The sequence below is a fragment of the Kitasatospora sp. RG8 genome, from assembly GCF_017813315.1.
Classification (GTDB): domain Bacteria; phylum Actinomycetota; class Actinomycetes; order Streptomycetales; family Streptomycetaceae; genus Kitasatospora.
Genome location: NZ_JAGIYX010000040.1, coordinates 1 through 19489 on the forward strand (window position 1 = coordinate 1; position 19489 = coordinate 19489).

The 19489-nt window shown below is 72.8% G+C and carries 20 protein-coding genes; 8 read left to right on the forward strand and 12 right to left on the reverse strand.

Annotated features, from left to right (window positions below; translation table 11 throughout):
- Together J5Y04_RS36580 and J5Y04_RS36585 are read left to right on the forward strand one after the other, a co-directional pair.
- A partial coding sequence (locus J5Y04_RS36580) for a hypothetical protein (protein ID WP_209416852.1) occupies positions 1-569 on the forward strand: 569 nt, incomplete at its 5' end.
- Between the two features lie 100 nt (positions 570-669).
- Positions 670-1884, forward strand: a complete 1215-nt coding sequence (locus J5Y04_RS36585; RefSeq protein WP_209416853.1) for a pyridoxal phosphate-dependent aminotransferase — start codon at positions 670-672, stop codon at positions 1882-1884.
- Positions 1885-2067: 183 nt separating this feature from the next.
- Here the strand turns inward: J5Y04_RS36585 and J5Y04_RS36590 are convergent, their stop codons facing one another.
- Positions 2068-3909 (reverse strand): phosphoenolpyruvate carboxykinase (GTP), encoded by a 1842-nt coding sequence (locus tag J5Y04_RS36590; protein WP_209416854.1) that lies wholly within the window; start codon positions 3907-3909, stop codon positions 2068-2070.
- A gap of 276 nt (positions 3910-4185) precedes the next feature.
- Here J5Y04_RS36590 and J5Y04_RS36595 point away from each other — a divergent pair, with 276 nt between their 5' ends.
- Positions 4186-4869, forward strand: a complete 684-nt coding sequence (locus tag J5Y04_RS36595) for a hemolysin III family protein (RefSeq protein WP_209416855.1) — start codon at positions 4186-4188, stop codon at positions 4867-4869.
- Here J5Y04_RS36595 and J5Y04_RS36600 read toward each other — a convergent pair.
- Positions 4840-5415, reverse strand: coding sequence for a hypothetical protein (locus tag J5Y04_RS36600; RefSeq protein ID WP_209416856.1), 576 nt, complete (start codon positions 5413-5415; stop codon positions 4840-4842). The two genes, J5Y04_RS36595 and J5Y04_RS36600, sit on opposite strands and share 30 nt — an antisense overlap.
- 315 nt (positions 5416-5730) lie before the next feature.
- Here J5Y04_RS36600 and J5Y04_RS36605 point away from each other — a divergent pair, with 315 nt between their 5' ends.
- Complete coding sequence (locus J5Y04_RS36605) at positions 5731-7365, forward strand: MFS transporter (RefSeq protein ID WP_307853486.1); 1635 nt, start codon at positions 5731-5733, stop codon at positions 7363-7365.
- A gap of 8 nt (positions 7366-7373) precedes the next feature.
- Positions 7374-8033, forward strand: coding sequence for a TetR family transcriptional regulator (locus J5Y04_RS36610; protein ID WP_209416857.1), 660 nt, complete (start codon positions 7374-7376; stop codon positions 8031-8033).
- A gap of 75 nt (positions 8034-8108) precedes the next feature.
- Here J5Y04_RS36610 and J5Y04_RS36615 read toward each other — a convergent pair whose 3' ends face one another.
- Together J5Y04_RS36615 and J5Y04_RS36620 are read right to left on the reverse strand one after the other, a co-directional pair.
- A complete protein-coding gene (locus J5Y04_RS36615) occupies positions 8109-8951 on the reverse strand; it encodes a hypothetical protein (protein ID WP_209416858.1) in 843 nt (280 codons plus the stop codon).
- Positions 8952-8960: 9 nt separating this feature from the next.
- A complete protein-coding gene (locus tag J5Y04_RS36620) occupies positions 8961-9620 on the reverse strand; it encodes a papain-like cysteine protease family protein (protein WP_209416859.1) in 660 nt (219 codons plus the stop codon).
- A gap of 265 nt (positions 9621-9885) precedes the next feature.
- Here J5Y04_RS36620 and J5Y04_RS36625 point away from each other — a divergent pair, with 265 nt between their 5' ends.
- Positions 9886-10818 carry a hypothetical protein gene (locus J5Y04_RS36625; RefSeq protein WP_209416860.1) on the forward strand — a complete coding sequence of 311 codons (933 nt, stop codon included), beginning with the start codon at positions 9886-9888 and terminating at the stop codon, positions 10816-10818.
- Between the two features lie 36 nt (positions 10819-10854).
- Here J5Y04_RS36625 and J5Y04_RS36630 read toward each other — a convergent pair whose 3' ends face one another.
- The 6 genes from J5Y04_RS36630 to mca form a co-directional block, all read right to left on the reverse strand.
- The gene (locus J5Y04_RS36630; RefSeq protein WP_209416861.1) at positions 10855-11631 is read right to left on the reverse strand and encodes a sterol desaturase family protein; all 777 of its coding nucleotides are present in this window, start codon (positions 11629-11631) and stop codon (positions 10855-10857) included.
- 21 nt (positions 11632-11652) lie between these two features.
- Positions 11653-12324 carry a GNAT family N-acetyltransferase gene (locus tag J5Y04_RS36635; protein WP_307853487.1) on the reverse strand — a complete coding sequence of 224 codons (672 nt, stop codon included), beginning with the start codon at positions 12322-12324 and terminating at the stop codon, positions 11653-11655.
- Positions 12325-12420: 96 nt separating this feature from the next.
- Positions 12421-12561 carry a hypothetical protein gene (locus J5Y04_RS43780; RefSeq protein ID WP_307853488.1) on the reverse strand — a complete coding sequence of 47 codons (141 nt, stop codon included), beginning with the start codon at positions 12559-12561 and terminating at the stop codon, positions 12421-12423.
- A 40-nt stretch (positions 12562-12601) separates the two neighbouring features.
- Entirely contained in the window at positions 12602-14668 is a 2067-nt protein-coding gene (locus J5Y04_RS36640) for a thioredoxin domain-containing protein (protein WP_209416862.1), read from the reverse strand.
- Positions 14669-14710: 42 nt separating this feature from the next.
- On the reverse strand, positions 14711-14902 hold the full coding sequence (locus J5Y04_RS36645) for a hypothetical protein (protein WP_148643133.1): 192 nt from the start codon (positions 14900-14902) through the stop codon (positions 14711-14713).
- A gap of 49 nt (positions 14903-14951) precedes the next feature.
- Entirely contained in the window at positions 14952-15857 is a 906-nt protein-coding gene (mca, locus tag J5Y04_RS36650; protein ID WP_209416863.1) for a mycothiol conjugate amidase Mca, read from the reverse strand.
- Between the two features lie 259 nt (positions 15858-16116).
- Here mca and J5Y04_RS36655 point away from each other — a divergent pair, with 259 nt between their 5' ends.
- On the forward strand, positions 16117-16533 hold the full coding sequence (locus J5Y04_RS36655) for a DUF4307 domain-containing protein (protein WP_209416864.1): 417 nt from the start codon (positions 16117-16119) through the stop codon (positions 16531-16533).
- 304 nt (positions 16534-16837) lie between these two features.
- On the forward strand, positions 16838-17338 hold the full coding sequence (gene greA, locus J5Y04_RS36660; RefSeq protein WP_148643136.1) for a transcription elongation factor GreA: 501 nt from the start codon (positions 16838-16840) through the stop codon (positions 17336-17338).
- Positions 17339-17404: 66 nt separating this feature from the next.
- On the opposite strand, the gene J5Y04_RS36665 is transcribed toward greA, so the two are convergent.
- Positions 17405-18262 carry an ABC transporter permease gene (locus tag J5Y04_RS36665; protein WP_209416865.1) on the reverse strand — a complete coding sequence of 286 codons (858 nt, stop codon included), beginning with the start codon at positions 18260-18262 and terminating at the stop codon, positions 17405-17407.
- Between the two features lies 1 nt (position 18263).
- Positions 18264-19349 (reverse strand): ATP-binding cassette domain-containing protein, encoded by a 1086-nt coding sequence (locus J5Y04_RS36670; protein ID WP_209416866.1) that lies wholly within the window; start codon positions 19347-19349, stop codon positions 18264-18266.
- Positions 19350-19489: the final 140 nt, after the last annotated feature.

A 19489-nucleotide genomic window follows, 5' to 3' on the forward strand; every position in this document is an offset into this window, starting at 1 on the left:
CGGCCGGCACCGGCGGCGCGGCCACCGGCGGGACGACCACCGGCGGCACGGGCGGCGCCAACCCGGCCCCCACGGCCACCACCAGCGGCAACCCGATCGGCGGCGCGAGCGGCGGCAGCGGCAAGGTCGGCTTCGGCAACCCGCTGGCGCTCACCGCGACCGGCAGCTACCAGGGCAAGACCAAGGCCGACGTGACCCCGGTCTCGGTGGTCAAGGGCACCGCGGCCGAGATCGCGCCGTTCAACTTCAAGCCGGCCGACGTGGAGGGCAAGACCCCCTACTACGTCACCGTCTCGTTCACCAACCGCACCGGTGCCCCGCTGACCGACGAGTACTTCATGATGCGGTTCAAGGTGAACACGGACGCCAAGGCGTCCGGCATCCTGCCGGCCCCGGTCGTCATGAAGTCGATCCCGCAGTGCGACGCCGGCAAGAAGCCCGGCACCCTGCCGGACGGCCAGGCCCAGCAGCAGTGTGCGGTCTATCTCGTTCCGAACGGCACTCCGCCGCAGTTCCTCTCCTTCGGCAGCGTTCTGGACACCGAGCCGCTGGTCTGGAAGGTCGGCTAAGCCACCCGCCTGCCGATCGAAGGCAGGCACTGAGGGCGGTCCGGCGCGCGTCCCCGCACGCGTGCCGGACCGCCCCGCCGTACCCCTAAAGTAGGCAGGCATGCAGGTCATCCAGTCCAGCAAGCTCGCCAACGTCTGCTACGACATCCGCGGCCCGGTGCTCGACGAGGCGATGCGGCTGGAGGAGCAGGGCCACCGCATCCTGAAGCTCAACACCGGCAATCCCGCCGTGTTCGGCTTCGACGCGCCCCCCGAGATCCTCCAGGACATCCTGCGCAACCTCTCCTCCGCGCACGGGTACGGGGACTCCAAGGGCCTGCTCTCGGCCCGCCGCGCCGTGGTGATGCACTACGAGGACCGCGGCCTGCACGGCCTCACCGTCGAGGACGTCTTCCTCGGCAACGGCGTCTCCGAGCTGATCCAGCTGGCCATGACGGCCCTGCTGGACGACGGCGACGAGGTGCTCGTCCCCGCCCCGGACTACCCGCTCTGGACGGCCTCGGTCTCGCTGGCCGGCGGCACCGCCGTGCACTACCGCTGCGACGAGCAGTCCGAGTGGTACCCGGACCTCGCCGACATCGAGTCCAAGGTCACCGACCGGACCACGGCGATCGTGGTGATCAACCCGAACAACCCGACCGGCGCGGTCTACCCGCGCGAGGTCCTGGAGGGCCTGGTCGACATCGCCCGCCGGCACAAGCTCGTGGTCTACGCCGACGAGATCTACGACAAGATCCTCTACGACGACGCCGAGCACATCCCGCTGGCCACCCTGGCCCCGGACCTCTTCTGCGTCACGTTCAACGGCCTCTCCAAGGCCTACCGGGTCGCGGGCTTCCGCTCCGGCTGGATGGTGCTCTCCGGCGACCGGCAGCGCGCCCGCAGCTACATCGAGGGCCTGACCGTGCTCGCCTCGATGCGGCTCTGCGCCAACATGCCGGCCCAGCACGCCGTCGCCGCGGCGCTCGGCGGGCGGCAGTCGATCAAGGACCTCGTCCTCCCGGGCGGCCGGCTGCTGGAGTCCCGGGACACCGCGTGGCGGCTGCTCAACGACATCCCCGGGGTCAGCTGCGTCAAGCCGAAGGGCGCGCTCTACGCCTTCCCCCGGCTCGACCCGAAGGTCTACAAGATCAAGGACGACGCCCAGATGGTGCTGGACCTGCTGCGCGCCGAGCGGATCCTGCTGGTCCAGGGGACGGGCTTCAACTGGCCCGAACCGGACCACTTCCGCGTGGTCACCCTCCCCCGCGCGGAGGAGATCGCGGACGCCGTCACCCGCATCGGCGACTTCCTCGGCGGATACACCCAGCCCTGACGGCGTTCCTCCGCGAGCACGGCGCCTGGGCGGCCGCTCCCGGAAAAGCTACGGCCGGAGTCCCGGTCCGGACGATCTCCTTGGTCGGGGAAAGATCGTCCGGCGGGGCTCCGGCCGTCCTGTCGCTCGGTCGGTGCGCGATTCGTGCCACGCACCTCCGATGCACTCCGCTGAGGCTCAGGCTCAGCCGAGGCGCGCGACCAGGTCTCGGTACTCGTCCCACAGCTCGGTGGGCGTGTGGTCGCCGAACAGCTCCAGGTGGGCCGGGACGAGCGCGGCCTCCTGGCGCCAGATGTCGGCGTCGACGGTGAAGAGCAGGTCGAGGTCCTCCTTCGACAGCTCCAGGCCGTCCAGGTCGAAGCCCTCGACGGTCGGCAGCACGCCGATCGGGGTCTCGACGCCCTCGCCGGTGCCCTGCAGGCGCTCGACGATCCACTTCAGCACGCGGCTGTTCTCGCCGTAGCCGGGCCAGACGAACTTGCCCTCGCCGTTCTTGCGGAACCAGTTCACGTAGTAGATCTTCGGCAGCTTGGCCGCGTCCGCCTGGGCGCCGACCTTCAGCCAGTGGGCGAAGTAGTCACCCATGTTGTAGCCGCAGAACGGCAGCATCGCGAACGGGTCGCGGCGCAGCTCGCCGACGGTGCCCTCGGCGGCGGCGGTCTTCTCGGAGGCGATGTTGGCGCCCAGGAAGACGCCGTGCTTCCAGTCGAAGGACTCGGTCACCAGCGGGACGGCGGTGGCCCGGCGGCCGCCGAAGAGGATGGCCGAGATCGGCACACCCGCCTGGTCCTCCCACTCGGGGGCGATGGTCGGGCACTGCGCGGCCGGCACGGCGAAGCGGGCGTTCGGGTGGGCGGCCGGGGTGCCGGACTCCGGCGTCCAGCTGTTGCCGCGCCAGTCGGTCAGGTGGGCCGGCGGCTCGTCGGTCAGGCCCTCCCACCACACGTCGCCGTCGTCGGTCAGCGCGACGTTGGTGAAGACGGTGTTGCCCCAGAGCGTCTCGATGGCGTTGGCGTTGGTGTCCACGCCGGTGCCGGGGGCGACGCCGAAGAAGCCGGCCTCGGGGTTGATGGCGTACAGGCGGCCGTCGGCGCCGAAGCGCATCCAGGCGATGTCGTCGCCGATCGTCTCGACCTTCCAGCCCGGGATGGTCGGCTGGAGCATCGCCAGGTTGGTCTTGCCGCACGCGGACGGGAAGGCGGCCGCGACGTACTTGGGCTCTGCCTGGCCCGTGGCGTCGGCCGGCGGGGTGAGCTTGAGGATGAGCATGTGCTCGGCCAGCCAGCCCTCGTCGCGGGCCATGGTCGAGGCGATGCGCAGCGCGTAGCACTTCTTGCCGAGCAGGGCGTTGCCGCCGTAGCCGGAGCCGAAGGACCAGATCTCCCGGGTCTCCGGGAAGTGCGAGATGTACTTGGTGGTGTTGCACGGCCACGGCACGTCCGCCTGACCCTCGGCGAGCGGGGCACCGACGGTGTGCACGGCCTTGACGAAGTCGCCGTCCTCACCGAGCTGGTCCAGCACGGCCTGGCCCATGCGGGTCATCACGCGCATCGACACGGCGACGTAGGCGGAGTCGGTGATCTCGACGCCGTACGCGGCCAGCGGGGAGCCCACCGGGCCCATCGAGAAGGGCACCACGTACATGGTGCGGCCCTTCATCGCGCCGCGGAACAGACCGTTCTCCCCCTGGAAGACGGCCCGCATCTCGGCGGGGGCCTTCCAGTTGTTGGTCGGGCCGGCGTCCTTCTCCTGCTCGGAGCAGATGTAGGTGCGGTCCTCGACGCGCGCCACGTCCGTGGGGTCCGAGGCGGCGTAGTAGGAGTTGGGGCGCTTGTCCTCGTTGAGCTTCTTGAAGGTGCCCTGAGCCACCAGCAGGTCCGCGAGGCGCTGGTACTCCTCGTCCGAACCGTCGCACCACTCGATGCGCTCCGGCTGGGTGAGCTCCGCGATCTCGCTCACCCAGGCCAGCAGACGCTCGTGGCGGGTGGGCGCGGATGCGCTGAGAGCGAGGTTCTCGTTCGACACGATCGCTCCGTTTCACGCCATCTCGGCAGGGAGGCGGCGTAGCGGGGGTTTGAGGGTGCTTGCAGCGTAGCTCCGCCCTCCAGCCCCGAATACGGCGCAGCGGTGAAATTGACGCATCTTTTACTACATTCAGTCCGGTTACTGGTTGGTAATGCATCGCTTCCGGCCGGGCGGAGGCACCTCAACCCCACCCCCGAACACTCCAAAACGTCCAAGTAGTGATGAGCACCACTTCCTACGCGGCAGTAACCTACGGACCCGTAGGTAACAGGTAGCATGCAGCCCATGACTGCTGAGCTCGTGGAGAGCACGGAGCGTACGGAGAGCAAGCCGAAGTGGCGCGGCTGGCTGCACGCCGCGATGTTCCCCGCCACGGTGGCCGCCGGGATCGTGCTGATCTGCCAGGCCGGCTCCACATCCGCCAGGATCGCCTGCGCGATCTACTCGGCCAGCGCCTGGCTGCTGTTCGGCGTCAGCGCGGTCTACCACCGCTTCACCTGGGGCCCGCGCGGCGACGCCGTGCTGCGCCGGCTCGACCACGCGAACATCTTCCTGATCATCGCGGGCACCTACACCCCGTTCACCATCCTGCTGCTGGACGGCGGCGCGCGGCAGGCGCTGCTCTGGGTGGCCTGGGGCGGGGCGCTGGCCGGGATCGCGTTCCGGGTCTTCTGGGTCGGCGCGCCGCGCTGGCTGTACACGCCGGTGTACATCGCTCTGGGCTGGGCCGCCGTGTTCTTCCTGCCGGACTTCCTGCACACCGGCGGCGTCACGGTGGTGGTGCTGATGGTCGTCGGCGGAGTGCTCTACAGCATCGGCGGGGTGGTGTACGCGCTCAAGCGGCCCGATCCGTCACCGCAGTGGTTCGGCTTCCACGAGGTGTTCCACGCCTTCACCCTCGGGGCCTTCATCACCCAGTACGTCGGGGTCTCACTGGTGGCGTACAGTCCGGTCGGCTGAGCCGGGCACGCCATGACGGGCGGCCGACCGGTCCGGTGACCGGGTGGCCGCCCGTTCCGCTGTCCACTCCGGGGCGGGACGCGGCGGGCGGCCGTGATCGGGGCGACCGTGATCGGGACGGCCGCGGTCGGGGTCGGGGCGGTCGGGGTCGCGGTGCGCGGGACGGGCGCCCGCCGAACGGTCACGGACCTGGCGCTCGCGCGGCGCGCGCTCGTACGGCGCGCGCTCCTGCGACACCGCCGGGCGGGCCCGGCGCGGGCGGGAGCGGGCCCGGCGGGCGTCCAGCGCCTCGCGGGCCCGGCGGCAGCGCTCACAGTGCGCCGCGTCGGGGGTGACGCCGGCCGCCTGGTGGCCGCGCGGGGTGACCGGCTGGTGCAGCAGCCGCCAGCGGCGGCCGACGTACACCATCAGCAGCAGCACCTCGACCCCGGCGACCGCCAGCACCAGCGCGGCGCCGTTGATGAGATAAGCGGCGACCACGGCCAGCGCCGATCCCACCACCACGGCCGCACCCCAGATCTGGGCGCTCGACTCCCTGTCGGCCATTCGGTCTCCCCTTCCTGCGCCGGGCCAGTGGTCGGCTCCTGCCGCCCCACCCCTTCTCCGCTCTCGGCACGCGTCGGCCAGCACTGACCGATTGCCACATCGTATCTACCGACAGTCACCCGCAGCCGCCCCGAAGCGGCGAACGACAGATCAACGTTGCGTCAATTCCATGTGCGGAACGCGCACTTCCAGGACACATCACCGAGCGTGACGGCACGGGTACCACTCGGCGTATTGACGGTCACCATCTTTTGAGAGTTACTGTCATTTGACAGGAACTTCCCCGTCCTTCCGACCGGCTTCCGGAGGTTGCCCGTGTCCACCGCTCCCGCCCCGGCCCCGCCCGGGCCGCACCCACGACGCTGGCTGGCGCTGGTCGCCGTCGCGCTGAGCGTCCTGGTGATCAGTTTCGACATGACGATCCTCAACGTGGCCCTGCCCACCCTGGCCTCCCAGCTCCAGGCCACCACCGGGCAGCAGCAGTGGATCGTCGACTCGTACACCGTGGTCTTCGCGGCCGCGATGCTCCCGGCCGGGCTGATCGGAGACCGCTTCGGCCGCCGCCGCACCCTCACCGTGGGCCTCGCCCTGTTCGGCCTCGCCTCCGCGGTCGGCATGCTCGCCGACAGCCCCGGCACCCTGATCGCCGCCCGCGCCGCGATGGGCCTGGCCGGCGCGCTGGTCATGCCGATGTCCATGGCGGTCATCCCCGGGCTCTTCCCCTCCGGGGAGCAGCGCCGCGCCACCGCCCTGCTGGCCGCCGCACTGGCGGCCGGGGCCCCGCTCGGCCCGCTGATCGGCGGCTTCCTGCTCCAGCACTTCTGGTGGGGCGCGGTCTTCGTGATCAACATCCCGCTGACCGCCATCGGCATCGTCGCCTGCGTGCTGCTGCTCCCGGAGACCCGCAACCCCGCCGCTCCCGCGATCGACCTGCCGGCCACCGTGCTCGGCGCCGGCGGCCTGGCCGCCCTCACCTTCGGCATCATCGAGGGCCCCGACCGCGGCTGGGCCGACCCGCTGGTGCTCGGCATGATCGTCGGCTCGCTGGTCGCCCTCACCGCCCTGGTGCTGCGCAGCCGCCGCCAACGCGACCCGATGCTCGACCTCGCCCTGCTCGCCGACCCGACCTTCGGCTGGTCCGCGGTGGCCGCGACGCTGGTCTCGCTGGTCCTGTTCGGCGCCTTCTTCGTCCTGCCGCTCTACTTCCAGAGCGTGCTCGGCGCCGACGCCTTCGGCACCGGCCTGCGGCTGATGCCGATGATGCTCGGGCTGATGGTGGCCGCCAAGCTCAGCGACCGGCTGGTCACCCGGATCGGCGCCCGCGCGGTGATCACCGTCGGACTGGCCGTGCTGGCCGCCGCCCTGCTGCTCGGCAGCCGCACCGAGGCCTCCGACGGCTACGGCCTGGCCGCGGCCTGGCTCACCCTGCTCGGCCTGGGCATGGGCCTGTCGCTGATCACCGCCCAGGCCTCCGCCCTGCTCACCCTGCCGCCCGCCCGGGCCGGGGTCGGCGCCGGGCTGATCCAGACGCTGCGCCAGGTCGGCGGGGCGATCGGGGTGGCCGTCTTCGGCAGCCTGCTGGCCGGCTCGTACCGGGGGGCGCTGGACACCACCGCACTCTCCGCCGACGCCGCGCACAAGGCCGGGCAGTCGGTGGTCGCCGCCGACGCCGTGGCCGCCGCCACCGGGGACGGGGCGCTGGCCGCGTCCGCGCACGCCGCGTACGTCCACGGCATGACGGTCGTGCTGCTGGTCGCCGGGGGGATCGCGGTGCTGTCGGCGGTCCTGGTCGCGCTGCGGATGCCCGCCGTCGAGCCGCGCCCCGCCGAGGAGCGGGCCGGGACGGAGGAGGCGACGGAGGCGGCAGCCGCCGGGACGGGGCCGCGGCCCGGACCCCCGCCGGGGGCGTCGTCGGGGACGGCCACCGTGCCGGCCGCCGATCGCGGATAATCGAAGGTATGAGCGCAACGCGGCCGACAGCGGCACCCCCGGCAGCAGCCCCGGCCAACCCGGTCCAGGCCATGCTGGAGGCGCCGCTGTCGCTGCGCGAACGGAAGAAGCTGAAGACCCGCCAGGCGATCCGCCGCGAGGCGTACCGGCTGATCGCCGAACAGGGCTACGAGGGCACCACCGTGGAGCAGATCGCCGCGGCGGCCGAGGTGTCGCAGTCCACGTTCTTCCGGTACTTCGCCACCAAGGAGGACCTCGTCCTCACCGACGAGTACGACCCCGCGATGGTCACCGCGCTGCTCGCCCGCCCCTCTGACGAACCGTTTCTGCACTCCTGCCGCGAGGTCATGGTCGGACTGCTCCGCGAGCTGCTCCAGCACGAGCGCGACGAGCTGATCACCCGGATGCGGCTGGTCGACGAAGTCCCCGCGCTGCGGGCCCGGATGCACGAGACCGCCAACGACCCGCAGCGGCTCTACCTCACCGTGCTGGCCCAGCGTGCGGGGATCCCCGAGCCGACCTTCGAGATGCGGATCACCGCGGCCGCCATCGGCGCGGCCACCACCGAGACCGCGCTCCAGTGGGCCCAGGGCGGCGGCACCCAGGACATCGCCGACCTGGTCGACCAGGCCTTCGCCGTCCTGGAACGCGGGTTCACCGGACTGTAGGCGGTCCCGCGGGCGTGCACGCGGCGGCGGGGCCCGGCCGCCACGCCGGACCCCGCCGCCCCTCACCCGGTGGCGCTACCCGCGCCGGGCACCCGCCCGCCGCCGCAGCGCGACGCCCCCGCCCGCGAGCGCGGTGACGCCCAGGGCCGCGGCCGCCGTGACGGCGGGCAGCGCGGTACCGCCGCCCTGCGCCGCCTCCTGCACGGTGGCGTCCGGCTGGTAGCCGCCGCCCTTCCCCGCCCGGTCGTACGCCGAGCCGGGCAGCTTGTCCCCGTACCGCTGGCGGACCAGATTCTGGTACGCCGCCAGGCTCACCCCGGCCGCGCCGACCGAGCGCCTCGCCTCGTCGTCCAGCGGCAGCACCCGGCCGTCCCGCAGGACGTACCAGGCGTTGAGCTGCGGCTCGCGGAACGCCGTCCCGCCGCCGCTGCCGGCCGCCCGCGCCGCGTAGTCGTTCTCGTCACCGCCGGAGGCGATGTTGACGACCCGCCAGGAGCTTCCCTGCTTCACGGTCCAGACCGAGGCCACCTGGCCGTCCGCCGAGACGGCCCTGCTGGCGGTGAACTCCGCCTTCGCCACCGCCGCCCCCGGGGTCCCGGCCACGAACGCCGCATCCAGGGTGTAGACCGGCACGGTGTCGCCGGACAGCCTCGGCGCGGCCGCGCCCGCCGCCTGCGCCTCCTCGGCCGCGCCGATGGTCGACTGTTTGGTCGGCGGCACGCCCCTGCGGGCGAAGAAGTGGCCCAACTGCTCCAGGACGGCGGGGCTCTGGGCGGCGCCCCGGGCCTGCGCCAGCTCCTCGGCGGTGACCGGCGCGGGGGCGCCGGACCCGCTCTCGGCGTGGGCCGCAGGGGTGACGGCCAGACCGAGGCCGGCGGCGATCAGGACGGCCGCGGCCGCGTTACGGATGCTGGTCATGGTCGCCCCTCACGCGCCGATCCGGTACAGGGAGTGGGTCCAGGAGAACGTGCCGTTGGACACGTAGTAGTTGTAGTCCGCCCAGTTGTAGCGGTAGTTGGACGGCCACGGGTCGCCCCAGTAGACCTGGTTGCCGGCGGTGTCGTACCCGTACACGACGTGCATGTGGCCGCCGCCGGAGCTCCACTGGATCCGGGTCTCGATCGGGCGGTCGGCGTTCACCTCCGTCTGCACGGTGCTGTAGCGCAGGTACCCGGTGACGTACGAGCCCGGGTTGATGCCGACCCAGCTCAGGCCGTTCTGCACATCGCCCAGCGTGGCCTGGCTGTTGGGGCAGGTGGAGTTGGCCGAGCGGCCGAACGCGGCGTTGCAGAACTGGTTCTGGCTGTAGTCGTAGCCGAACCAGGTGGCGATGGTGTTGCCGCTCGCCGCCCAGCACCAGTTGGTCTGCTGTTGCTGCTGCATGGTGATGTTGAGCTTCTTGTACGTGCCGGCCAGGTCGGCCGTACTGCCCGCGGCGCCCGCCGGGCGGACGTGTGCGGTGGGGGCCGGCGCGCCGTTGGGGGCGGCGGAGGCCGGGGCGGTCGCGGCGACGGTGAACACCGGGCCGAGCACGCCGAGCGCGAGCACCGAGACCGCACGGCGCAGGCGTATCCGTGGAACTGACATGGGGGCGTTCCTCCTTGCACAGGCACAGGAGTGGAGAGGTGTGGGGGTGCGGTCCGGATCGCGTCACCGAGCATCCCGCCGTTGACAGAGCCTGGTCAACGGCCCTCCCGACCCCCGCCCGCAGATGTGAACGACCCCGCCCAGGTGTGAACGCCGCCCCCGGAACCGCCGCGCGGCAGCGCCTCCACCGGTGACAAACCGCCTTCCACATGTGAATATTCACGACCAACCGGAACCCGCCGGCCCGACCCCCGAAGAGGCCGCCATGCACCGCGGCGAACAGGCCGACCTCGCCACCGCCCTGCGCACCGGCCCGTTCCACCTCGCCCTGCGCACCGCCATCGCCGCCCGCGGTCTCGCCCTGCACCGCGTCCGCGAGCACCTCGCCCAACGCGGCGTCCAGGTCGGCATCACCAGCCTCAGCTACTGGCAGCAGGGCCGCCGCCGGCCCGAACGGGCCGAATCCCTGCGCGCGGTCCGGGTGCTGGAGGACGTCCTGGACCTCCCCGCGCACTCCCTCACCCGGCTCCTCGGTCCCCGCCGCGCCACCCCCGCCGACCCGGCCGGCCCGCCGGTCCTCCCCTACCGCGACCTCATCACCCCGGCCACCGCCGTCGACGACCTCCTCGCCACCATCGCGAGCCCGCGCGACACCGGCCTGCACACCATCACCCACATCGAACGGATCCGCGTCGGCCCCGACCGCCACCTCGTCCGCCGCGACTCCCAGCACGCCCTGCGCGCCCACCGCGACGGCATCGACCGCTACCTGGCCATCTACCAGGGCGATCCCGGCTGCGACATCACCCGCGTCGGCGTCCGTGCCGAGGAGAACTGCCGCCCCGGCCGCATCCGCCGCGACCCCGCCCACGACCTGCTCGTCGCCGAGCTCCTCCTCGACCGCCGCCTCCGGGCCGGCGACACCCACCTGCTCGGCTACGGCTTCGACGACGCCCCGTCACCCACGCCCAGCAGCGAGTACGTCCGCGGCTTCAACTCCGGCGCCGGCCAGTACGTCCTCCAGGTCACCTTCCACCCCGCGGCCCTCCCCGTCCGCTGCCACCGCTTCGCCCTCCACGCCCCAGGCGGGAAGCCGTACGGGACGGAGGAGCTGACGCTGGACGGCCACCACTGCGTCCACCTCGTGGGCTCGGCGCTCCAACCGTGCCTGCTGGGCATCCGGTGGGACTGGGAGTAGGACGACCGGGAGCACGAGCAGGACGGCCGCCGGGGTTCACGCCACCGGCCGGCCGCCGGCCAGCACCGGGCGCTCGGCGGCGCGGAGGGTGTCGTACGCCGGGTCGACGGTGCCGAAGAGCCGGTCCCAGACCGTGGTGTAGAAGCCCAGGTTGACCGCCGGGTCGGCGTGGTGGCCGGCGTGGAACATCGGCAGCGCGACCCACCGGAACACCACCCACCGCCGGACGCGGGCGGGGAACGGCTCGACGCCCAGATGGCCGAGCAGGCCGAAGACCAGGTTGACGCCGACGTACCCGGCCAGGGCCGCGGCGGAGATCTCGTGGAGGCCGAGCACCGCGAGCCAGGCGCCGCCGAAGCCCGCCACCTCCAGCGGGTGGAGCACGAAGAGGGTGGCCGGCCGCGGGTCGGGGTAGCGGTGGTGCATCTCGTGGGCCAGCCGGTAGAGCCGGCGGCGGTGGGCGGCCCAGTGGCCGCCGTACATCAGCCCGTCCATCACCAGCGTGAACACCAGGAGTTCGGCGACCGCACGGAGCCCGGTGTCCGCCGTGAGGCGGATCCAGCCGGCCTTCCAGAGCGCCCAGCCGGCCACGCCCACCGCGGAGTTGAGCAGCACGGCGGTGGCCGACAGCAGCAGCTCGCGCCGGTCGGGCGGCGGGGGCGGCGGGGTCACCCGGCGTTCGCCGTACCGCCGGACCAGCAGCCCGCCCGCGGCCAGTGCGAGCACCAGCAGCCCCAGGTTGACGGCGAGCGCACCGGCCACCACCTCACCCGGAGCGAGCCGGGCGGCCCACGTCAGCAGTCCGTCCGTCATCGCGCCACCCCCGCACCCCGCCTACCCCGCCCGGCCCGTCCGCAGACGCCCTCGGCCCACGCGGTCCGCGACGTCCACGAAGTCCAGCGTCAGACAGTCTTCCACCGGCCGGTACCCGATCTGCTGGTAGATCGAGTTGCTGGTCGGGTCGGCGAGGTCGGTGTAGAGCAGCACCTCGGCCGCGCCGCGGGCGAGGGCGGCCGCCGAGGCGGCCGCCGTGACACCGCTGGCGTAGCCGTGCCCGCGTGCCCCGGCGGGCGTGTAGACCGGGCCGATGCGGGACATGCCGGCGACCACGGGACTGTTCCCGGCCATCGCGACGGGCCGGCCGTCGTCCTCCCAGACGTGGAGCAGGCCGTCGGCGATGCGGTCGTCCACCGTGCCCGCGATGTCGGGGAGTTCGACGGTGCACTCGATCCCGAACGCCTCGTACCACTCGATCAGCAGCTCGCGGTCGGCCGGTACCGCGGCCCGGTGGCGGCCGGCGGGCGGGCGCGGCGGGCCGGTCGGCTCGCCGAGCCGGTAGAGCCGTTGCCTGAACCGGAGGGACCCGGTGGCGCCGGTGCCGGCCTGCCAGGCGGCGGAGAACGCCCGGACCGCCGACTCGCCGCCGGACACCCCGGTGACCTCGGTGAACTCCGGCCCGGCCGCGGCCAGTTCGCCGGCGAGCACGGCCGCGGCCCCGTCCGGCATCACACCGAGACGCAGCTCGAACGGCGGTGTCCGCAGGAAGGCGCCCTCGACCGGGCCGCCCGGCTCGCGGCTCCACCAGCCGAAGACCGGCGTGCCCTACCCGAAGGCGTGCAGGCCGCGCACGACCAGCCGGTCGACCACGGTGAGGAGCACGGTGTTCTCGGCCGGGCGCGCACCGAGGAAGTCTCCGGCCTGGGTACGGAAGTCGTCGAGGGAGGTGGTCAACGTCCAGGTCATGGCCGATTCTCGCCCGGCCGTTGCACCGGGGACAACCGGATTACCCGGCCGAGCCGACCGCCTCCGGCCGGGCTCCGAGCCGCTCGGCGAGCACCGCCGGATCGGTGGTCGGCGTGTCGCACGCGAAGTGTCGGCAGACGTACGCGGCCGGCGCCCCGGCCACCAGCGGCCGGTCGGCCAGCAACGGCACCTCCGCCGCGGGCCCGGGCTCACCGAGGGCGACCACCGCGCCCGGTGCCGTCCCCAGCAGTGCCGCCCGGTGCAGCGCGGCCGTCGCCGCCGCCCCGGCCGGGCCGACCACGGCGACCTCGCGCGGACCGTCCGCCAGCGCCTCGGCGACGGCCAGGCCCCAGCCGATGAACCTCGGCGCCCGGGTGGCCAGCGCCCCGACGATGCCCAGCGCCCGCTCGGCGGCGGTGCGGTGGCGCGCCGACCCGGTGTAGGCGGCGTAGGTGAGCAGGGCTCCGGCGGCGGCCGTCCAGCCGGACGGGGTGGCGTTGTCGGTCGGGTCCTGGGGCCGCCGGATCAGTTCCTCGGCGTCGTCGGCGGTGTCGTACAGCGCGCCGGAGGCCTCGTCGGCGAAGTGCTTGAGCACCGTGTCCAGCAGCCCGCCCGCCAGCTCCAGCCACTCCGCCTCGCCGGTGACGGCGTACAGCGCGAGGAAGCCCTCGGCGGTGTCGGCGTAGTCCTCCAGCACGCCCGCGTTGCGGTCGTTGCCCCGGCCGTCCCGGGAGGTGCGCAGCAGCCGGCCGTCGGGCAGCAGGTGGACGGCGAGCAGCAGGTCCGCGGCGCTCTCGGCGGCCTCGACCAGGTCGGGGCGGTCCAGCAGGGCGCCGGTCTCGGCGAGCGCGGCGATGGCGAGGCCGTTCCAGGCGGCGACCACCTTGTCGTCGCGGGCGGGCGCCGGCCGCCCCGACCGCGCCTCGAACAGCCCGGCCCGGACGCGTTCGGCGGCCTCGGCGTCCTGCGGGTCGGAGAGCAGTTGCAGCACCGAGGCGCCGTGCTCGAACGTCCCCGCGTTGGTCACCTCGTACAGCGCCGCCGCGAGCGCGCCGTCGGCCTCGCCCAGCACCTCGGCCAGTTGCCCGGGCGTCCAGGCGTAGTACGCCCCCTCGACGGACGCGCCGGTCGCCGCGTCCAGGCTGTCCGCGTCCAGTGCCGAGGCGAACGCGCCTTCCGGGGTGTGCAGTTCGCGCAGCAGGAAGTCCGCGGTGGAGAGCGCCACCCGCCGGGCGAGCGGCGAGCCGGTGGCCCGCCACAGGTGCAGGTAGGCGCGGAGCAGCAGCGCGTTGTCGTACAGCATCTTCTCGAAGTGCGGCACCACCCACCCGGCGTCCACCGAGTACCGGGCGAAGCCGCCGCCGAGCTGGTCGTGGATGCCGCCACGGGCCATCGCCTCGCCGGTGCGGACGGCCATCTCCAGGGCCGCCTCGGAGCCGGTGCGGGCGTGGTGGCGGAGCAGGAACTCGATCACCATGGACGGCGGGAACTTGGGCGCGCCGCCGAACCCGCCGCGCCGGGCGTCGAAGTCCCGGCTGAGCGCGACCAGCGCCTGGTGCAGGTCCGCCTCGCCCGGCGGGTGGTGGGCGCCCGCCGAGTAGACCGAGGCCCGCTCGGCCAGGTCGGCCCGGATCCGGGTGGCGACCTCGCCGACCTCGTCCCGGCGGTCGCGCCAGGCGGCGTCGACGCCTTCGAGCACCTGCCGGAAGGACGGCATCCCGTGCCGGGGCTCCGGCGGGAAGTACGTCCCGAAGTAGAACGGGTCCTTGTCGGGCGTGAGGAAGACCGTCATCGGCCAGCCGCCCTGCCCGGTCGCCGCCTGCACCGCCTCCATGTAGACGGCGTCGACGTCCGGGCGCTCCTCGCGGTCGACCTTCACCGCGACGAACCGGCCGTTGAGGTACTCGGCGACACCGGCGTCCTCGAAGGACTCGTGCGCCATCACGTGGCACCAGTGGCACGCCGCGTAGCCGACGGACAGCAGCACCGGCACCCCGCGCCGGCGCGCCTCCGCGAACGCCTCGGGGCCCCAGGGCCACCAGTCCACGGGGTTGTCCGCGTGCTGGAGCAGGTAGGGCGAGGTCGCGTCCGCGAGACGGTTCGGCATGCCCCCATCCTTGCGCATCGGCGCGCGGGCGGGGGCCCGGACTCACTCCTTCGGCGCCTCCGGCTCCTCCACGAAGTCGACGCGCTTGAACTGCTTGTTCATCGACTTGGCCAGGAACCAGGTGGCCACGCCGAGGGCGGCGAAGACCACGAAGCCCAGCAGGCCGGGGGTCACCTTGGTCTCGTCGAGGGCGAGCTCGGCGGCGAGGTGGGTGAGGTTCACGGGGGCGCTCATATCTCTATGGTGGCCCGGCTCACGGGGAGCCGGGCCATCGGGGGGTGGGTCAGTCGCGCGTGTCGGCGGCCTCGGCCGCCAGGGTGGGGGTGCGCAGGCCGGCGAACAGGTCGTCCTCCGGCAGGTCGGCGTCGATCAGGGTGCGGGCGAGCTCGTAGTCCTCGGTCGGCCAGACCTGGCGCTGGACGTCGAGCGGCACGCGGAACCACGGGCCGTCCGGGTCGATCTGGGTGGCGTGCGCGATCAGCGCGCGGTCCCTGGTCTCGAACCAGTCGTCGCAGCGGACCCGGGTGGTGATCTCGCGCTCCTTGCGGCCGCTCTTCTCCCACCCCGCGATCCACTCGCCGTACGGCGACTCGTGGCCGTGCTCGGTGAGGTAGGCGTGCAGCGCGCGGATCCGGCCCATCGGGAAGCCGTGGTTGTAGTAGACCTTCAGCGGCTGCCAGGGCTCGCCGGCGTCCGGGTAGGCGTCCGGGTCGCCGGCGGCCTCGAAGGCCACCATGGTGATCTTGTGGGTCATGATGTGGTCCGGGTGCGGGTACCCGCCGTTCTCGTCGTAGGTCGTGATGACCTGCGGCTTGAACTCGCGGATCAGCCGGACGAGCGGCTCGGCCGCCTCCTTGACGTCCTGCAGGGCGAAGCAGCCCTCCGGCAGCGGGGGCAGCGGGTCCCCCTCCGGCAGGCCGGAGTCGACGAAGCCCAGCCAGGCCTGCTTGACCCCGAGGATCGCGCGGGCCTCGTCCATCTCCTTGCGCCGGACCTCGTGGATGTTCTCCTCGATCTCCGGCTTCCCCTGGAGCTTCGGGTTGAGGACCGACCCGCGTTCCCCCCCGGTGCAGGTGGCAACGAGCACGTCCACCCCCTGGTCGACGTACATGGCCATGGTGGCCGCGCCCTTGCTGGACTCGTCGTCCGGGTGGGCGTGCACCGCCATCAGTCGCAACTGCTCAGTCAACGCGTGCGTTCCTTCCACAATGTCTGGGCTCCCGCGAAGTCCGGTCTGCCCACCGTCTGAGCCTCTCGGTCAGGGACCGCGTGACCGCGGGACCGGCCGCCGAGTGCGCCGCGGCGCGACGACGCCGCGCCGCCGGCACGGCCGAGCCCCGCCCCCCGCCGGACCGGCCGCGGGCGTGCCCCTCCTATAGTGACGGACTGGAGGACCGTCGCATTCCCCGCACCACCCCGGCGGGCCTCCGAGGAGAGGAGCAAGCCCGATGAGTGCCGGCACCACCACCAGCCAGCAGCCGCCCGAGGGACGCTACGGCCGGCGCGGCGACCGCGAGGCCGACCGCCGCCTCAAGGCGGTGGGCGCGGTGTGCGGCGTGCTGGCGCTGGGCCTGCTGACCTGGTTGGGCGGCTCCTACCTGATCCGCGAGACCACGATCAACGGCACCGTCCCGTCCTTCGAGGCGGTCTCGGACGGCGAGATGAAGCTGCACCTGGCGGTGCGCAAGAGCGACGGCACGGCGGGCAGCTGTACCGTCCGCTCGCAGGGCCAGGACGGCGCGGTGGTCGGGGTGGCCGACTTCCCCGTCCCGGAGGACGGATCCAGCTACGACGCCACGGTGAGCCTGAAGACCACCGCCCGCGGCACCACCGCCGAGCTGCTGGGATGCACGCCGGCGAAGTAGTCTGCGGCGATCGCGGCTCGCCCGGGCGCATATTCGATCCGCGGAGCGGGAATCCGTAGAGGAGCCCCCGGCACACCGGTCCTGTACACCTCGGCGCAATGCTGTCGTCAATGGCGCGCCAACGACTCTCCCGCTTGTCGGCGGGAGTTGTTAGGCTCGTGGTTTCGCCCCTTCCGCACCAAGAGGTACGGGAGCGGGCGTTGCTTTGTAGTTACGACCGATATCTCCACGACCGACATCTCCACCACCACCCTGCTGACGACTCACACCCTCAGCACAGCCCCAGCACCTACGAGGAGCACCTGTGACCCAGACCAGCGACCACGTGACCTGGCTCACTCAGTCCGGCTACGACCAGCTCAAGGCCGAGCTGGACCACCTGACCGGCCCCTGGCGCATCGAGATCGCCCAGAAGATCGAGGCGGCGCGCGAAGAGGGTGACCTCAAGGAGAACGCCGGTTACCACGCGGCCAAGGAGGAGCAGGGCAAGTACGAGCTGCGGATCCGCCAGCTCACCCAGCTCCTGGAGCGCGCCAAGGTCGGCGAGGCCCCCGCGGACTCGGGCGTGGTGGCCCCGGGCATGGTCGTCACGGTCGCCTTCGACGGCGACGAGGACGACACCATGACCTTCCTGCTGGGCTCGCGCGAGATGGCCGGCAGCGACGACCTGGACGTCTACTCCCCGCAGTCGCCGCTCGGCCGCGCGATCGACGCCAAGAAGGTCGGCGACGAGGCCGTGTACGAGCTGCCGAACGGCAAGCAGGCCTCGGTGACGATCACCGAGGTCAAGCCGCACAACGGCTGACCGACCGACGCACCGGGGCGGCCGTGGATCCCCTCCACGGCCGCCCCGGCGTGTCCGCGTCCGGCGTCAGCCCGCGGCGGAGCGGTACTTGCGCACCGACAGCCAGGAGAAGACGACGGTGATCAGCACCGACCAGAGCACCGAGACCAGCACGGCGTGCTGCATCGGCCAGGCGCTGTCCACCGGGCCGACCTGGTTGCCGAACAGGTTGCGGCAGGCCTGCACGGTGGCGCTGAACGGGTTCCAGTAGGCGATCGGCTGGAGCCAGCCCGGCATCGAGCTGATCGGCACGAACGCGTTGGAGATGAACGTCAGCGGGAAGAGCCAGATCAGGCCCGCCGAGGTGGCCGCCTCGGGGCTGCGCACCGAGAGGCCGATCAGCGCGCCGATCCAGGAGAAGGCGTAGCCGAGCAGGAGCAGCAGCGCGAACGCGCCGAGCGCCTGCGGCACCCCGTTGTGGATTCGCCAGCCGACCGCCAGCGCCACCAGCGCCAGCACCACCAGGGTGAACGCGGTCTGGCAGAGGTCCGCCAGGGTGCGGCCGACCAGGACCGCCGAGCGGGTCATCGGCAGCGAGCGGAACCTGTCCACCAGGCCCTTGGTCATGTCCTCCGCGATGCCGGCGGAGGCGCCGGCGGTGGCGAAGGTGACGGTCTGGGCGAAGATGCCGGCCATCAGGAACTGGATGTACGTGTCCGAGCTGGACTCCGCGCCGGGGATCTGGATCGCCCCGCCCATGACGTACGAGAACAGCAGCACGAACATGACCGGCTGCATGAGCCCGAACACCACGATCTCGGGTATCCGGGTCGTCCGGCGCAGGTTGCGCTTGGCGACCACCCAGGAGTCGTGCAGGGTGGCGGCCGCGCCCCGGCGCTGCTTGGGCACCGCCCCGCCGATGGCGTGCTCGGTGGCGGTCGTCATGTCACAGCTCCTTGCCGGCCGTGACGGCCTGCTTGTCCGGGCCCCGGCCGGTCCCGCCGTCCTCGCCGTCGTCCCCGGCCCGCCCCTTCCCCCGGCCGCCACGGCCCCGGCCGCTCTTGCCGGCGCCGCCGTTCTCCTCCGTCCCGGCCTCGGTGACGTGGCCGGTGAGCGAGAGGAAGACGTCGTCCAGGGTCGGCCGGCGCAGGCCGATGTCGTCGATCCCGATCGAGCGGGCGTCCAGCTCCCGGATGGCGTCCGCGAGCACCCGGGCGCCGCCGCTGACCGGCACGGTGATCCGGCGGGTGTTCTTCTCGACGGACGCCTCTCCCAGGGCGTACTCGGACAGCGCCGCGACCGCCTCGGCGGCCTGGTCGGCGCGGTGCACCACGACCTCGATCCGCTCGCCGCCGATCTGCGCCTTGAGCTGGTCGGCGGTGCCGCGGGCGATCACCCGGCCGTGGTCGACCACCGCGATGTCGTGGGCGAGGCGGTCGGCCTCCTCCAGGTACTGGGTGGTGAGCAGCAGCGTGGTGCCCTGCTCGACCAGGGTCTCGATGACCTCCCAGAGCGCGAGCCGGTTGCGCGGGTCGAGTCCGGTGGTCGGCTCGTCCAGGAACATCACCGGCGGGCGGACGACCAGGGCGGCGGCGAGGTCGAGCCGGCGGCGCATGCCGCCGGAGTAGGTCTTGGCGATGCGGTCCTTGGCCTCGGTGAGGTTGAACCACTCCAGCAGCTCCCGTGCCCGCGCCTTCGCCTCACGGGGGCTCATCTGGTAGAGCTCGCCGACCATCTGCAGGTTCTCGAAGCCGGTGAGGTACTCGTCGACCGCGGCGTACTGGCCGGAGAGCCCGATCAGGCTGCGGACCATGTTGGGGTGTTCGAGCACGTCGACGCCGGCGACCACCGCGCGGCCGGAGTCGGGGCGCAGCAGGGTGGTGAGGACGCGCACGGTGGTGGTCTTCCCGGCGCCGTTCGGGCCGAGCAGCCCGAGCACCGTGCCCTCGGGGACGTCGAGGCTGACGCCGTCCAGGGCGCGTACGTCGCCGAAGGTCTTCACCAGGTTCTCGGCTTGGATGGCTGGCGCCATGGGCCTGCCTCATCTCATCGGACGATATGGACGATATGAGTGACCTGTCCTACTCTGCCCCGTATTCAGGCGCCCGGGCGACTCGGCTCCCGGCCGCACGGCGGCGCAACGCGACGTCTCGCGGGTTCGCCGGTTTCCCG